At 42.3% G+C, this 15,807-nt stretch carries 14 protein-coding genes and 1 tRNA gene; 6 read left to right on the forward strand and 9 right to left on the reverse strand.

Features of this window, described 5'->3' with window-relative positions; genetic code table 11:
- Nucleotides 1-63 precede the first annotated feature (63 nt).
- From pdxS to J7W08_RS03805, 3 genes are all read left to right on the forward strand, one after another.
- Nucleotides 64-960: a pyridoxal 5'-phosphate synthase lyase subunit PdxS gene (gene pdxS / locus J7W08_RS03795; RefSeq protein WP_048194476.1), complete on the forward strand. Its 897-nt coding sequence runs from the start codon at nt 64-66 to the stop codon at nt 958-960.
- A 36-nt stretch (nt 961-996) separates the two neighbouring features.
- A complete protein-coding gene (pdxT, locus tag J7W08_RS03800) occupies nt 997-1,590 on the forward strand; it encodes a pyridoxal 5'-phosphate synthase glutaminase subunit PdxT (RefSeq protein WP_233085318.1) in 594 nt (197 codons plus the stop codon).
- A gap of 285 nt (nt 1,591-1,875) precedes the next feature.
- Nucleotides 1,876-2,280, forward strand: coding sequence for a pyridoxamine 5'-phosphate oxidase family protein (locus J7W08_RS03805; protein ID WP_233085319.1), 405 nt, complete (start codon nt 1,876-1,878; stop codon nt 2,278-2,280).
- 61 nt (nt 2,281-2,341) lie between these two features.
- Here J7W08_RS03805 and J7W08_RS03810 read toward each other — a convergent pair whose 3' ends face one another.
- Nucleotides 2,342-2,614 carry a helix-hairpin-helix domain-containing protein gene (locus J7W08_RS03810; RefSeq protein ID WP_259370129.1) on the reverse strand — a complete coding sequence of 91 codons (273 nt, stop codon included), beginning with the start codon at nt 2,612-2,614 and terminating at the stop codon, nt 2,342-2,344.
- Between the two features lie 171 nt (nt 2,615-2,785).
- Between J7W08_RS03810 and J7W08_RS03815 the strand changes: the two genes are divergently transcribed.
- Together J7W08_RS03815 and J7W08_RS03820 are read left to right on the forward strand one after the other, a co-directional pair.
- A complete protein-coding gene (locus tag J7W08_RS03815) occupies nt 2,786-3,376 on the forward strand; it encodes a DNA-3-methyladenine glycosylase I (RefSeq protein WP_259370130.1) in 591 nt (196 codons plus the stop codon).
- A 130-nt stretch (nt 3,377-3,506) separates the two neighbouring features.
- Nucleotides 3,507-3,579 (forward strand) — tRNA-Asp (locus J7W08_RS03820).
- Nucleotides 3,580-3,708: 129 nt separating this feature from the next.
- On the opposite strand, the gene J7W08_RS03825 is transcribed toward J7W08_RS03820, so the two are convergent.
- From J7W08_RS03825 to J7W08_RS03835, 3 genes are all read right to left on the reverse strand, one after another.
- Nucleotides 3,709-5,406, reverse strand: coding sequence for an ATP-binding protein (locus J7W08_RS03825; protein WP_233085321.1), 1,698 nt, complete (start codon nt 5,404-5,406; stop codon nt 3,709-3,711).
- A gap of 802 nt (nt 5,407-6,208) precedes the next feature.
- The gene (gene ftsA / locus J7W08_RS03830; RefSeq protein ID WP_233085728.1) at nt 6,209-7,522 is read right to left on the reverse strand and encodes a coenzyme F390 synthetase; all 1,314 of its coding nucleotides are present in this window, start codon (nt 7,520-7,522) and stop codon (nt 6,209-6,211) included.
- A 93-nt stretch (nt 7,523-7,615) separates the two neighbouring features.
- On the reverse strand, nt 7,616-9,241 hold the full coding sequence (locus J7W08_RS03835) for an ABC1 kinase family protein (RefSeq protein ID WP_233085322.1): 1,626 nt from the start codon (nt 9,239-9,241) through the stop codon (nt 7,616-7,618).
- Between the two features lie 283 nt (nt 9,242-9,524).
- Between J7W08_RS03835 and J7W08_RS03840 the strand changes: the two genes are divergently transcribed.
- Nucleotides 9,525-10,751 (forward strand): ammonium transporter, encoded by a 1,227-nt coding sequence (locus J7W08_RS03840; RefSeq protein WP_233085323.1) that lies wholly within the window; start codon nt 9,525-9,527, stop codon nt 10,749-10,751.
- A 255-nt stretch (nt 10,752-11,006) separates the two neighbouring features.
- Here the strand turns inward: J7W08_RS03840 and J7W08_RS03845 are convergent, their stop codons facing one another.
- From J7W08_RS03845 to J7W08_RS03865, 5 genes are all read right to left on the reverse strand, one after another.
- The gene (locus J7W08_RS03845; protein ID WP_233085324.1) at nt 11,007-11,183 is read right to left on the reverse strand and encodes a DUF8147 domain-containing protein; all 177 of its coding nucleotides are present in this window, start codon (nt 11,181-11,183) and stop codon (nt 11,007-11,009) included.
- A gap of 47 nt (nt 11,184-11,230) precedes the next feature.
- Nucleotides 11,231-12,658, reverse strand: coding sequence for a 2-oxoacid:acceptor oxidoreductase family protein (locus J7W08_RS03850; protein WP_233085325.1), 1,428 nt, complete (start codon nt 12,656-12,658; stop codon nt 11,231-11,233).
- Between the two features lie 2 nt (nt 12,659-12,660).
- Nucleotides 12,661-13,722, reverse strand: coding sequence for a 3-methyl-2-oxobutanoate dehydrogenase subunit VorB (locus J7W08_RS03855; protein WP_233085326.1), 1,062 nt, complete (start codon nt 13,720-13,722; stop codon nt 12,661-12,663).
- 24 nt (nt 13,723-13,746) lie between these two features.
- A complete protein-coding gene (locus J7W08_RS03860) occupies nt 13,747-13,989 on the reverse strand; it encodes a 4Fe-4S dicluster domain-containing protein (protein WP_048194498.1) in 243 nt (80 codons plus the stop codon).
- 143 nt (nt 13,990-14,132) lie between these two features.
- A complete protein-coding gene (locus tag J7W08_RS03865; protein WP_233085327.1) occupies nt 14,133-15,806 on the reverse strand; it encodes an AMP-binding protein in 1,674 nt (557 codons plus the stop codon).
- Nucleotide 15,807: the final 1 nt, after the last annotated feature.

The following is a 15,807-nucleotide window of genomic DNA, read 5'->3' on the forward strand; positions in this document are numbered from 1 at the left end:
CGAACTAAACACTTTTAAGCATTGACTATATTTAGTACAATAAATCGACAGAAGGATGATCTTATGGAACTTGAAAAATTACGACATGGTACCGAACTTATCAAGCGCGGTTTTGCAAAGATGCAGAAAGGCGGCGTTATTATGGACGTTACAACTCCTGAGGAAGCAAGGATCGCTGAAGAAGCAGGAGCTGTTGCAGTTATGGCACTTCACGCTGTACCTTCCGATATCAGGAAGGAAGGCGGCGTTGCAAGGATGGCTGACCCACAGGTAACTGCTGACATCATTGAATCCGTAACAATTCCGGTAATGGCAAAAGCAAGGATAGGACACTTTGTTGAAGCTGAGATCCTGCAGGCACTTGGCTCTGACATGATCGATGAGTCAGAAGTACTCACACCTGCTGACGAAAGCTTCCATATCGACAAGACACAGTTCACTGTTCCTTTCGTATGTGGTGCACGTAACCTCGGTGAAGCACTCAGAAGGATCAACGAAGGTGCAGCTATGATCCGTACAAAGGGCGAAGCTGGTACTGGTGACGTCAGGGAAGCAGTACGCCACATGAAGCAGATCCAGGGAGAGATCAGAACCCTCAAGGGCATGACAAAGGAAGAGCTTATTATGGCTGCAAGAGACATCGAAGCACCTATTGAGCTCGTAATGGAGACCGCAGAGATGCAGCGTCTTCCTGTTGTGAACTTTGCAGCTGGCGGTGTCGCAACTCCTGCTGATGCAGCTCTCATGATGAGACTTGGCTCTGACGGTGTTTTCGTCGGATCAGGAATCTTCAAGGCAGAGAACCCTGCAATGATGGCAAAAGCTATCGTTGAGGCTGTCAACAACTACGACAATCCTGAAGTGCTCGCAGAGATCTCAAAAGGTATCGGTGCAGGCATGAAAGGAATCAGTGTTGATTCCATTCCGGATGAACAGGTTCTCCAGACACGCGGCTGGTAACCTTTTTCTTTTCTTTCTTTTTTTACGGTGTTTATAATGCGTATAGGTGTTATTGCTATTCAGGGCGATGTTGCCGAACATGTTGAATCTGTTGAGAGAGCACTCGCTGAGCGTGGAGAAACTGCTGAGGTAGTTACTATCAAGCACAAAGGAATAGTTCCTACATGTGATGGCCTCGTGTTCCCGGGCGGGGAAAGCACAACTCTTGGCCGCCTGATCCTCAGGGAAGGCATTGACGAGGAGATCAAGCAGGCAAAAGAGAAAGGTATCCCAATACTTGGTACCTGTGCAGGTCTGATCCTTCTTGCGAAGAGTGGAGATTCACAGGTCGAGAAGACACATCAATACCTGCTTGGACTGATGGATATAAAGGTAAACAGGAACTCTTTTGGAAGGCAGTTCCAGTCCTTCGAGGTCGACCTCGATGTTTCAGTACTGGATTCACCATACAACGCCGTTTTTATCAGGGCACCGGCGATCCTTGAAGCAGGTGAGGGTGTGAACGTCCTTGCGTCAATTGATGACAAAATCGTTGCTGCTGAACAGGACAATGTCCTTGCACTGGCATTCCACCCGGAGCTGACCGAGGATATGAGGATCCACCAGTATTTCCTTGACAAGTTATTCTAATTAATACAGAAAAGTACGGAACAGCAATATTGCTATCAATAATTTGTTGTTTCCTTATTTTTATTTCATTCTTTTTTTCATGATATACTTCAAGAGGATGATTATCATCATTCCAATGCAGATTCAGAAACTATAAATGCATCAATGCAGGTGCATTCAGAGTGGTTAAAAACGTTCCGATAACGGCAACATGGAACAAATAAGAAATTCTTATTAAGGTATAGCGTGTTTTCTCTTTAGGTCTCATAAGAGATAATTATTATTTTATTAGAAATGGTGATTTAGATGGTCAAACTCACAGAAGATATGAAGGAAGCATTTTCAAAGGTAAGAATTTTCCCATTTGCAACAGCATCAAAGGCAGGAATGCCAAATGTCATCCCCATTGGCATGTGCCAGTTAGTCGATGATGAAACTATCTGGGTCACGGACAACTATTTCCTGAAGACCCGGGAGAACCTGGATGAGAATCCTGTAGCATCCATCTTTGTCTGGGGTCCTGAGGTAGGCGCCTGCTTCCAGATAAAGGGAGATGTCGAGGTCAAGACAAGCGGTGAAGACTATGACAAAGCCTATGCTGATGCAAAGGCAAAGGGCGACAAGTTCCCTGCAAAAGCTCTGATGGTCATGAAGATCACAGAGGTCTTCGAATGTATCTCCGGAGATAATGCTGGAAAGAAGTTGATCTGATCTGATTTAATTTGATTAGGTTAATTCATTAATCGTTCATCCAATGATAAGTTGATCCTCTTTATTTTGGATCTGATAAGTGAACTAAAAAAGAAGAGCTAACTTTATCATTAGGATCACTTTTTTCTTTCTTCCTTTTTTCCATATTTTTATCGGACCAGTTCCACCATTTGAGCAGTTCAGGATCATGGTTTTTGTGGGATGCATAATAGACTGCTTCCCTGATGCCGTATAATACACATCTGTCTATGTGTCTGCCTCTTAGATCAATTAATTGAAGATACATCAGTTCAGGGTCTTTGCCCTTGAGTTCGGAGATGGAATGTATCCCCAGGTCCCATAGTTGCTAAGCTGATTTCTTCCCAAACCCCGGTATTTGCATTAGTTCCTTTAAGTTTTCTTCTTTCTTTGATCCACTCATCGTTTACTCCCTTATCGGATCTTTACTCCTCTTGTAGGATTTTCTAAAAGAAACTATAAAACCTTTAACATATGTCTGAAATGTATAAAACTTCGTTGTGAGTGGGCAAATGCAAACGACCTTGAAATAGAGTATCATGATAGTCAGTGGGGAGTACCTGTACATGATGATCGAATTCTGTTCGAATTCCTGATACTGGAAGGTGCACAGGCAGGTTTGAGCTGGAATACGATTTTGAAAAGGAGGGCATCATATAAAGAAGCCTTTGATGACTTTGACTTCAATAAAATTGCAGCCTATGATGGTGCAAAGATCGAGGAACTGATGCAGAACAGTGGGATCATACGCAACAGAAGGAAGATAATGTCTTCAATAAAGAATGCCAGTTCGTTCATTGAGATAAGAGATGAATTTGGATCATTTAATAAGTACATATGGAGTTTCGTCCACTACAGGCCTATACAGAACTCCTTCAAATCCATGAGTGAGATTCCAGCAACGACCGAATTATCTGAAAAAATAAGCAAGGATCTAAAGAAAAGAGGATTTTCTTTTGTAGGCCCTACCATAGTTTATGCATTCATGCAGGCGGTCGGAATGGTCAATGACCATGTGATCGGATGTTTCAGGTATGAAGAATGCGGGAAAATAGCTGCTGAACAAGTGAACAAATGAGCAATTGAGCAATTGGACGAACGAATCGAAAATAAAAAAATGTAAAAATGACTGAAACAGTCCAAAGATGCGATATGTTTATATGTGTAGAAGCGTTTTAGGAGTGCTCATAACAGCAACCAGTCGAAATGTCCGAATAGTGTAGAGGCCTATCATGGAGCCCTGTCGAGGCTCCGACCCGGGTTCGAATCCCGGTTCGGGCGTATAGATTTACCAGCAGTTTATGCTGGTAAATAATTTTACTTTTTTAACATTTCTTTTATTATAAAATATAAATTCCCGATTTTATACCAAAACAAAAAATAGAGGTAGCTATTTAAATATAAAATTAATTAATTGGATATGCTTTCAGGATCAATTGGCATAGTAAATCCAAATGTACTTCCTTTTCCAACTTCACTTTCGACCAAAACCTCGCCACCATGTAGTTCTACGATCTTTTTGACTAAAGTAAGCCCTAGCCCGGTTCCATGTTGTTCTCTTGTCTCAAAATTACTAACTTGTTTAAATGGTTGGAATAATTCTTTCATGTTTTCTTCAGATATTCCAATACCAGTATCAATAACATCAATTTGTATCATGTTGTTCATGGGACGAGTTTTGATAGTAATCGTGCCTTTTTCTGGTGTAAACTTTAGAGCATTGCTTACAAAATTGTAGAGTATTTGTTTAAATTTCATCTTATCCGCTTTTATTGTGACGATATCAGGGTTGACATTTGTCCGAATATCAATATTTTTACTTAATGTTAAGGGCATCAATTTAGTTCTTACATCATCAATAATATCGGGTATAGAAACTTCTTCAATATAAAGTTCCATCTTAGAGGCTTCAATTTTAGAAAGATCAAGTTCATCGTTTATGAGAGCCAAAAGATGGGTTCCACTTTCTAAAATATTCTGAACATAACTTTCCTGTTCCTTATTGAGTGTTCCAAAACTTTGCATGCCAAGCAAATCTGCATATCCAATAATAACAGTTAGGGGTGTACGAATTTCGTGACTCATGGTGGATATAAATTCACTTTTGGCACGGGCGGTAGCTTCAGCTTTTGCTTTCTCTACAAGTAAAAATTCATTTATTTTACGTTCGGTAATGTCTCGTGAGATGCCAAGAATGGCCTTTTTCCCCATATAATCAATAAGTCGAATATTAACCTCAACCGGAATAGTAGAACCATCCTTTCGATTATGAACTGTTTCGAAGAAGGCATGGCCATGCTGAAGCAACTGATTGATTCGAGCCTCTACCTGTGCTACATCATCAATAGAATCTATATCCTGTGGGTTCATATGAAGAAGTTCACTTCGGGTGTATTCCAGTTGATCGCAAGCCACCTGATTTACTTCCAGGAATTGACCATTAAGGTCAGTTACATAAATTGCATCATTGGCATTTTCAAATAGAGTTCTGAATTTGTTTTCAGATCCCTTAAGTTCCTCATAAGTTATTGTCAAGTCTTCGTAGGCCTTTTGCAATTTAGCAGTGCGCTCTGTAACTATTTGTTGGAGATGGTTGCTTTGATCTTGTAATCTTTCTACAAGCTGTTCGCGTTTGGATAATTGGAGAACAACATGCAGATCTGTTTCAACTGCTTCCTTGAATTCAAATATTAATTCTGAATAAGATGTAGCCTTTGGATTGTCCTTAGTATCTAACACACAGATCGTACCAAATATTTCACCGTCGGGCCACTCGATTGGAAAACCAAGATAATAGATCATCCCTAGTTCAATATCCGGATTGTGATTCCATTCAGTATCCTTTAAAGCGTCAGTAACCAAAAGTTGTCTGCGCTGCTTCATAACAGTTTCACAATAAAGTCCAGTATTGAGGTCTGCTCTTTCCCCTTTCTCATATGGATTATCCTCCGTTGCACTCGATAGAAATACCTCTATTTGCGGAGGATCAACTTTCATGATCAATCCTGCAGGTACACTGATGACCTTAGCCATTTGGTCTACGATTCGTTGCCACTTAACAACGATCTCATCTGGAATTTCAGGTTTTTTAGTGTTATACTTTCTCATAATTTCCCAATTTTGATTTGCAGCCGTTAATTCTCTTCATTATAAATGGTCTTGCCAAGTATCCAAATGAGATCGATACGATGCAAGGCCTTTCGTCACTACAAAGTCTCAGTCGTAGGAATTGTCATATAAGAGTATTTCCTCAAGCACTCTTTGATCTTTTAGTTTCCCCACGATATAAGATCCGCTTGTTTGAATGCAGTTTTGTAAAAAGTAAATTGTTACTTTTAAGTATATATACCTAAGCCATTGTATTTTCAAACAGCATATATATTTCCAGTAGGAGCAATGTATATTATATTTTATTTTAAACTATATTGCAAAATATGTACTTTTTCACAAGATTGTCCCATGAGTTCCAGTCTTCCACTACGGTGATCTCAGATTCTCCCATAACGTTAATTTGTTCAACTTCGTATGCCGAAACCACACCTGTAACTTTGTATGTAGCAGAAGTACAGGAAACTGGTACATGGGGGACAACGTTGTAACCAGTTCGATCACGACCGTAAACACTATTAAACGTGAAATCAATTGTTGACTGGGGTAAGAGCGTGAGGACTAGTTGTTAATCTAAATTAACTTTGATTTTGACAACCTGCCCCTAAAACACGGGTACCTCATAGGCAACGCTCTTACCCCTCACCTTATTACAACCCTTTTCTCTTCTAAACTCCAAGATAATTCTGAGCTACCATTTTCCCGACTTTTATTCAGTAGTTGCAACACTCCACTCACGGAAATATGGGTAAAAAATTTGAATGAGATATTTTTTGGGAAAACTTAGAGTAAGGGCATAAGATCACCTTCGATCTATTACTCTTTTGGCTCTTCCTGTTAATTTATATAATTCAAGCTCATCTGCGCCGGTTAATTTAATATTAACATCAAGATGGCCTTCATCATAAAGAGCCTTAGTACCAGTTACAGGATTAAGGAAACCTCTGAGGAAATTTTCTTCGATAACAGACCTGTCGCATTTTTCTTTATCAATGCATTCTAGACTGACCTTTAGAATGGAAGTTCCATCCTCGTCCTCATAAAGGAAAGCTTCATACTCTCCAGTCAGGTAGTCCATGTTCTCCCTCTGAAAGACACCTCTTTCAACATCCACACGGTTGAAAGGTGAACCCGAGACCCAATTGGTTTCAGCTTCACGTTCAGGAGTTAAGATCTTCATGTGAGTTCTTCCACATGCACACTTTTCCCTTGACTTAACCACTGTTGTGTCTTCGGTGTCATAATTGATCAGTAGACTGCCACACTTTTCACCGGGGCTCAGCAGTGTCGTGAGTACTATCCTGCCACATTCGCCATCTTTAAGGAATTCCTTCCGGTAAGGGTCATAGATGTCAAGGTGGACAAGGTCTTCCGGAACATGAAGTCCACTTTGTTCCGTGCATTCTCCGCACATCGTTCCTTCAGTACTTCCATACGTATTGTACACAGGACAGCCCCATAATTCCTCCAGATAGCTCCTGCTCTCCTCAGCAAAGCTCTCTCCTCCTACGACCAGCTTTTTGATGCTAGTCTCCCCTGGATCCAATCCTTCATCTTTTAGCCTGCTTGCAAGCCTTAAAAGCTTGAATACGCTGGCTACTATCCCTGTGGGTTGATAGCTTTCAAGGACGCGTGTTGGAAAAGTACATTTTCCTTCCGGTATCACTGCCATGCCGATATTACGTGCAGAAAGTGTCATGGTGTTGGCACCGACATTCATTCCGTAGGATGCACACATTATCGTACGATCTCCTTTTCCGAATCCCTGGGATGTGAAACTACGGCTGTATTTCTCCGCAAAACGTAACCAGTCATCCCATGTAAGGAAGAATGCCTTAGGGGTTCCACTTGTGCCGCTGGTCTCATGGATAGTAAAAACATCATCCCAGTTGGTACTCATAAAATTAAAATCATTGGTCTTTGGAGGCTGGTTATTCCTGATCAGCTTGCCTGATACTAGCGGCATTTCCAGAAGGTCTTCATGATCCCGGATGCTTGAAGGCGAGACATCATTGCTTTCAAACCATTTTCTGTAAAAGGAAGAATGCTTTACAGCATAGTCTATAGTGTATCTTAACTTCTCTTCTACCAGGGCATCAAGGTCGCCCCGATCCATGGTCTCGATCTCTTCATTGTAGTACTCCCCACTCAAATTGTTCACCCCTTAGTTTCAATGATCAAATATTGGTATTGTTTTGGTTGTTTGGTGTTACTGGTTTCTCAGGAACAACACTCCGAACATGAAGATAGCTACAACAAATCCTGCTATTCCAAGAGTTGCAAGGCTACCCTCAGATTGTGATGCCAGATAAGCCGAAGCTACAAGTATAATCGACAGGAATACATACTTTGCAAGAGCATCGATCATTCGGTCATGCTTGATCTCACGGGTCTTTTCTTCCAGTTTCTCTATACGATATCCTCTTATCGTCTCAATAACATCATTCACACCCTGTGGCAGGTTTTTGAATATTTCCAGGTACCTGTCGCCTTCAAGCAGGAAGTATTCGCCTGCTCTGAATGGGGAATACCTTTTAGTCATGACAATGAAGATCAGTCTCTTGGCATCCTCAATGATATTGAACCTGGGATCAAGCTCCAGACAAACGCCTTCAACGATCAGAAGAGAACGTTCAAGTGTGGAGAAATCACTTGGAAGGGATAAATTGTATTTAAGTGCAAGATTCGCATAACTGTCGTTCTGCCGTTCTCCTAAAGCAAAGTTCTGTATCGATATGAGCGTATCGAGGTCTACCTTGAACTTATGTACATTGATCTCTTCCTTATTGATGTCAGCGATCTTTAGGAAAGCATCAAAAGCAATGTCAACGTTCTTCTTGTAGATCCCATAGAAAAGGTTCAGCATGTTCCTGCGAAGTTCGGAATCAATTAGTCCAACAGCCCCGAAATCGATGAAAGCGATCCCGTCATCACGAAGGAGAATGTTTCCGGAATGAGGGTCTGCATGGTAGAAACCATGCAGATAGACCTGGTTCAGATAACTGGAACTGATGATGTGTGCATATTTTGATCTCGTTTTCTGGTCTGTTGTTTCAAGGTCCTTTACAAGGATGCCTTCCATATAGTCCATTACAAGAATGCTTTCGGTACAATACTCATCGTGTACTGCGGGTATATGGACATCATGGGATTCTGCGAATAATTCCTCGAATCTCTTGATGTTGCGAGCCTCGTTCAAAAGGTCTACTTCTTTGTTCAGCATATCCTGGAATTCATCAAGAAAATCATCAATATCGATATTGTCTCCAAAACCACCCATTTTCTTCATAAGTGGTTTGAGGTCATTGATGATGGCAAGGTCAACATTGATCTGGTCTATAAGCCCAGGTTTTGCGATCTTGACAGCCACCTTTTTGCCATCGATCCTTGCTTCATAGACCTGTGCTATGGATGCACTGGCAATAGGTTTTCTTTTAAAATCATCAAAATTCGAAAGGAATTCAGAAACGACTGTTGAAGCGTCTGCTTCTGCTATGGAACAACTGGCACGGAATCCCTCAAGGGACTCAGCCATCTCTTCCAGTTCAAGAGGACGGACCTTGTTCTGAAGCTGTGAAAGCTCTCTGGTATAATCCAGGGGGAGAAGATCAGGACGCTTACTCATAATCTGGCCTAGTTTGATGAACGTCACACCAAGGTCTTCAAATGCAAGCCTGAGCTTTCTTGCATTCTTTTGCATCTCAACATCAATATAACAGGTTCCCTTTTTGTTGGAAACATAGTTCTGTTGTATGTCTTTATAAAGAAGGCTGAACAGGTTGTATTTAAAAAATACCTTTGTAATGGAGATATATCGCCGTGTCTTCTTGAACATTAATAGAATGTATGTTTAGTTATAGTAAATAAATAGAGGGGGAATAAGTTCAGAGATGATGTCTTTCACACCCTGATTTTTTGCATAGTATTTTGCTATATGTGTTTGGAACTGACAACTACCTATAAAACATACGCAAAGCTTAAATACAATTGTTATTTTTAGCATGCCCCTTTTAAAAATGCCTTCTGGATTTGATTTTATGAATATAATGAGTTAACCTTAAGTAATATAACAAAGGAAGTACGCTGCATATTACCTAGATGCAATTTGGAGAGCAATCATGTTTGATTCAGGAACTACGGCTTTTATGATAGTTGCGACCAGTCTTGTTATGTTAATGACACCAGGACTGGCGTTTTTTTATGGTGGACTTGCAAATAAGAAAAATATAGTTGGTATAATGATGCAAACGTTTGTATCATTAGGAATAACAAGTATCCTATGGTTATGCGTAGGCTATTCTTTGTGTTTCAGTGGTGACGGGGCTATTTTGGGAAATCTTGACAAAGCATTTTTGCAGGGAGTTGCAGCAGATTCAGTATTTTCAGGAAATGCAAAGATCCCTGAACTGGTATTCATTTCTTACCAGATGATGTTCGCGATCATAACTCCGGTACTTATCACCGGCGCATTTGTCAACCGAGTGACCTTCAAGGCATTCCTGATCTTCCTTGTCCTCTGGCAGTTCCTTGTCTACTATCCATTTGTTCACATGGTATGGGGAGGTGGCTTTTTGGCTTCCGTGGGCGTTCTTGACTTTGCAGGAGGTATACCGGTGCATGCAATAGCAGGATTCGGTGCTTTGGGTGCCGTCTTTTATGTAGGTGCAAGGAGAGAAAAAGATGAAAAACCTCATAGCATTCCCTTAATAGCCATTGGAGCAGGTATTCTCTGGTTTGGATGGTATGGATTCAATGCAGGAAGCGAGCTTAACCTTGACCAGTTTACCGCATTGGCACTGATAAATACCGACATTTCAGCTTCTTTCGCAGCAATTTCATGGCTCATGATCGAATGGGCAAGAGAAGGAAAACCAAAATTTGTAGGCTTATTGACAGGTGCTCTTGCCGGACTTGTGATAATAACACCTGCAGCAGCATATGTTTCCATGACAACAGCTGCTCTTTATGGTATTGTAGGAGGAACAGCATGTTACTTTGCCATCCAGTTCAAGAATAAGATGGAATGGGATGATGCACTGGATGTATGGGGACTCCATGGAGTAGGTGGAGTGCTGGGAATGATCATGCTGGGTATTTTTAGTTCATCAGCAGTTAATCCGGCTGCAACAGACGGCCTGTTCTTTGGAGGAGAGATCATGTTCTTCATAACAGAAGTAGGTGCAGTCGTTGGAGCATCGGTCTATGCATTCATATTCACTTACGGAATGCTGAGAATAATTGAATTTGTAACACCCGTGAAGGTTTCAGAAGAATTTGAAATTAAAGGATTGGATGAAATGATCCATGGGGAAATAGCATACGACTATGATCTGTCATTTGACTGATCGATTTAAAAGATGAATAAATGAGAATAATTCTCCTGCTTTGCAGGAGGCTCCATTCTTTTTTATTAGAGAATAATTAGATGATCATTTGATAATTATTAGATGATTCAGGAAATTATCAGATTATCGATCTGTCCTTTCCTTAGAATCCACATACGCTCAATCTCTTCAGGGATGGACGCTCATAAATAAAAACAGCTTTGAGGGCACTATATCATCGAAGCCTTTAATGGCCGTAGTCCAGCGGATCTGCATTCATTGGCCTTTGTCTTTAACCCGGAGGTAGATGAAAGTAACAACTCCTGCAATTGTACCGGCAGGAAGTCCTACGAAAACAGAAAAGAAGATCATTTCCTGAAGCAGAGCTGTTATAGCAACAGTTACTATAGCAAATACGGTGAAAGCTATTAAAAAATGAAGTATTCTTATCATGGTCGCCAGATCGTTAAAATGTAAGTAGCCGGAAGTTAACCGGCAACTTATTTAACGTTTTCTCTTGACCACTTTGCACCGGCTTCAAGAATATTCAGGTTCATCGGGATAAGCTTTGGTTTGCTTGCAAAAGTATCCTCGATCGCTTCCTTGAACACCTTTTCCGGAAGGCGTGTATCTCCCTGTGCCATGAGTACACCGAGCATGACGGTATTTGCAGCTTTCACTGAACCGGCATCCTTTGCTATCTGCATGGAAGGTACAGCAATTGCTCTCACTCCTTCAGGAGTATCGAAATCACCAATGGTATCATCATAGAGGATGAGACCTCCCTTCTTGACATCATTTGCAAATTTCTCAAGGGATGGTTGGTTAAGTGCTACAAGCACATCTGACTCGTAAACAACAGGTGAACCAATGGATTCTCCTGAAATAACAACTGAACAGTTGGAAGTTCCACCACGCTGTTCCGGTCCGTATGATGGATACCAGGAAGCATAGCGCTGGTCACGACATCCTGCACGTGCAAGTGTAAGTCCCATGCTTAAGACACCCTGACCACCAAAACCGGCGATCTTAACAAGTGCCTGTCCAAACTCAGGATCAGGTACAGAATCAGGGGCTGCACTGCTCTCAAGACTGTAGAGGTCATCGATTCCCTTCTTGGAGAAATCACTATCTGAGCGCCATAGTGGTTCAGTCTCATCGAAGTTGTCCCTGAAGTTGCCGAGAGGGAATTCCTTTTCCATAAGGTCATTCACGAAATCAGTGCTCTGCTCGGAGTTCTGTCTGAGGTTGGTCGGACATGTGGAAAGCACTTCAACGAATGCGTATCCCTTCCCTTCCTTCTGAACTTCGAGTGCCTTTCTGACAGCTTTCTTTGCTTTCCTGATATGTGAGATATCAGATATTGAAACACGCTCGATAAAGACTGGGGCCTTGAGGTTGTCAAGAAGCTCGCACATGTGCATTGGGTATCCTGCAAAGCGAGGATCTCTTCCATCAGGACATGTAACGGTCTTCTCACCGATCAGTGTTGTAGGTGCCATCTGGCCACCGGTCATACCAAAGACAGTATTGTTCACGAAGAACACTGCCATCTTTTCACCACGGTTAGCTGCCTGCATGGTCTCGTTAAGACCGATGGATGCAAGGTCACCGTCACCCTGGTATGCGATCACAACAGAGTTATCCTGTGCCCTTGACATACCTGTACCTACAGCAGGTGCACGTCCGTGTGCTACCTGGAGGTTTCCGCAGTCAAAGTAGTAGTAAGCAAATACTGCACAACCTACAGGACTGATCATTACACTTCTATCCTGGATCTCGAGCTCTTCCATAGCCTCTCCGATCAGTTTGTGTAAAATACCGTGCCCACAACCCGGACAATAGTGTGTTGCACCTGGTGCAGCTCCACCTTTGCGTGGGAATTCCGGATAAATTCCGGATGGTCTTCCAATGATCTTTTCTGCCATGTTCATTCCTCCCTAGCAGCAATTTCTCTTATCTTTTCCATGACCTGGTCCATTGTGATCAGGTTTCCACCCATGCGGTTAATAAGTTCCACAGGTTTGGTACAACCGGTAGCAAGGCGTACATCATCCCTTAACTGGCCGTTGCTCATCTCTACAGAAACGAAGGTCTTATCTGCTGCATCTGCAAGTGCCTTAAGTTCGTTCTCCGGGAATGGGAACAATGTTATCGGACGGAAAAGTCCGACATTGATTCCTTCTCTTCTTGCGATCTCTACAGCTGAACGGCAGATCCTGCTGCTGATACCATATGCTACCAGTACAATTTCTGCATCGTCCATCATATATTCCTCGTACTCGACCTCATTTTCTTTTATGGTCTCGTACTTTTCCTGAAGCTTGTAGTTAAAGTCCTCAAGCTGGTCAAAGTCCAGGAAGATAGATGATACAAGGTTCTCTCGTGTTTCCTTTGTTCCGCAAACAGCCCATGTTTCGTCAATAACAGGTTCCACAGCTTCTTCAGGGAACTGGAGAGGCTCGATCATCTGGCCAAGCACACCGTCTGCCAGTACAACAACAGGGTTGCGGTACTTTGTTGAAAGCTCGAATGCCTTTATTGTGAAATCACACATTTCCTGAACGGAGTTCGGTGCGACGACGATATTGCGGTAGTTTCCATGTCCACCACCCTTTACGACCTGTATGTAATCTCCCTGTTCAGGACCGATGTTACCAAGACCCGGACCTGCTCTCATGATGTCCACGATGACACATGGGAGTTCAGCTCCTGCAAGGTAGGATACACCTTCCTGTTTTAGACTCATACCAGGGCCGGATGAAGCGGTCATGACTCTATGGCCTGCTGATGCTGCACCATAGACCATGTTAATTGCAGCTTCTTCTGATTCTGCCTGTACGAACTTCCTTCCAAGTTTTGGGAATGTCTGGGAAGCCTCGTGCAGGATCTCACTTGCAGGTGTGATCGGATATCCGAAATAGCAGTCACAGCCTGCGTATAAAGCACCAATGACAACTGCGGAGTTGCCTTTTATTAATTGTGTAGCCATAAAATATCACCTCATTTTTTTGGCTTATTCTTCCTTGATCGGGATATGCACAGCAATAGCCAGTGGCTCAGGACAGGTGTAGTAACAATTTCCGCATCCTATGCATCCTTCTCCCGTGTATTCAACATAATGGTAGCCGCGTTCGTTAATTTGTTCACTCATAAAGAGTACATCTTTAGGACATGCAGCTACGCATCTCTCACATCCTTTACATTCAATAATGTTCAGCTCAGGATATGGTTGCATCTTTTCCTTATTTTCAGCCATAATATCAACTCAATGAACGGATAAATATGATCTCAAATGATCGATCGTACGATCATCTTAGATCAGAGTTTTTTTCAATATTTGCCAGTAAATACATTACAGGAAACCTTTTTGACTTCCTGACATGAAGTAATTAAGGTTTATCAGTTTGTTGCCTTATCGTGATCACGTATCTCGACACGTCTTATCTTACCACTGATGGTCTTTGGAAGCTCATCCACGAATTCCACAGCTCTTGGATACTTATAAGGCGCAGTGGCTTTCTTGACATGGTCCTGCAACTCTTTCTTAAGCTCATCACTTGCTTCATAGCCTTTGGCAAGAACAATGGTCGCCTTGACGATCTGGCCACGAACAGGGTCCGGTACGCCGGTAATAGCACATTCAAGTACAGAAGGATGCTCTATCAGTGCACTCTCGACCTCGAAAGGACCGATCTTGTAACCGGAGCTCTTAATGATATCATCAGATCTTCCGATGAACCAGAAATAACCATCCTCATCTTTCCATGCCATGTCACCGGTATGATAATAGCCATCATGCCAAGTGGCTTTTGTTTTCTCCTCATCTGCACGATATCCGGCAAAAAGACCTACTGGTTTGCCGCTGGAAGTATTGATAACGATCTCTCCTTCCTCACCGGAATCACAGAGCTTCCCGTCAAGGTTGAGCAACTGGATATCGTATTCAGGTGATGGTTTTCCCATGGATCCAGGCTTTGGTTCCATCCACGGATAGGTTGCGATTGTTACCACACTCTCGGTCTGGCCAAAACCTTCCATGAGTTTCAGTCCTGTGAACTCAAGGAACCTTTCATACACTTCAGGATTCAATGGCTCACCGGCAACTACACAGTACTCAAGGCTGCTGAAATCATACTGTGAAAGGTCTTCTTTGATGAGGAACCTGTAGATCGTAGGCGGTGCACAGAATGTTGTCACACCATATTTGCTGGCTTTCTCAAGCATGTTCTTTGCATTGAAACGCTCATAGTCATAGACAAAGACAGCAGTGCCACAGATCCATTGGCCGTAGAGCTTACCCCATACGCATTTTGCCCAACCGGAATCTGCAACTGTAAGGTGTAACCCGTCGTCCATCACGTTCTGCCAGTACTTAGCAGTGATTATGTGGCCAAGTGGATAAGCGAAATCATGCTGGACCATTTTTGGCAGACCGGTTGTTCCGGATGAGAAATACAAAAGGGAAATATCATCGTTATTGGTTGCTTCATCGCCTTCAGGTCTGGTAAAATCCTCAGAAGCTTCTTCAAGTTCCTTTTTGAAATTGATCCATCCTTCTTTCTCAACATTAAGGACGGCTTTGTGAAGCAGGACATCCTCATACCCTTTGTGAGCTTCATCGATGTAACCCATGAGACCTTCATCGTCTGCACTTACTACCATCTTGATCTTTGCAAGTTCAATACGATAGGTCACATCCTTGGTTGTCAGCATGTGAGTTGCAGGAAGAGTAACAGCACCGATCTTGTGCAGAGCAAGGATACAGATCCAGAACTCGTACCTACCCTTCAAGGTCAGCATTACAACATCGCCTTTCTCGATGCCATATTTTCTGAAGAGGTTTGCAGCTTTATCGCTGTAGTATTTCAGGTCCCTGAAATTATAGATAAGTTCTTCACCATCATCATCGCACCATACAAGCGCTCTTTTCTCAGGTTGTTCCTTTGCATATCTATCGACCACATCGTATGCGAAATTAAAGTTCTCGGGGATCTTTATCTTAAAGTTCTCCTTGTAGTCATCATACGATTCGAATTCTGTGCGTGAAACATATTCTTCTAAAAAAGATGACATA

It is taken from the genome of Methanococcoides orientis (genome assembly GCF_021184045.1).
GTDB lineage: Archaea > Halobacteriota > Methanosarcinia > Methanosarcinales > Methanosarcinaceae > Methanococcoides > Methanococcoides orientis.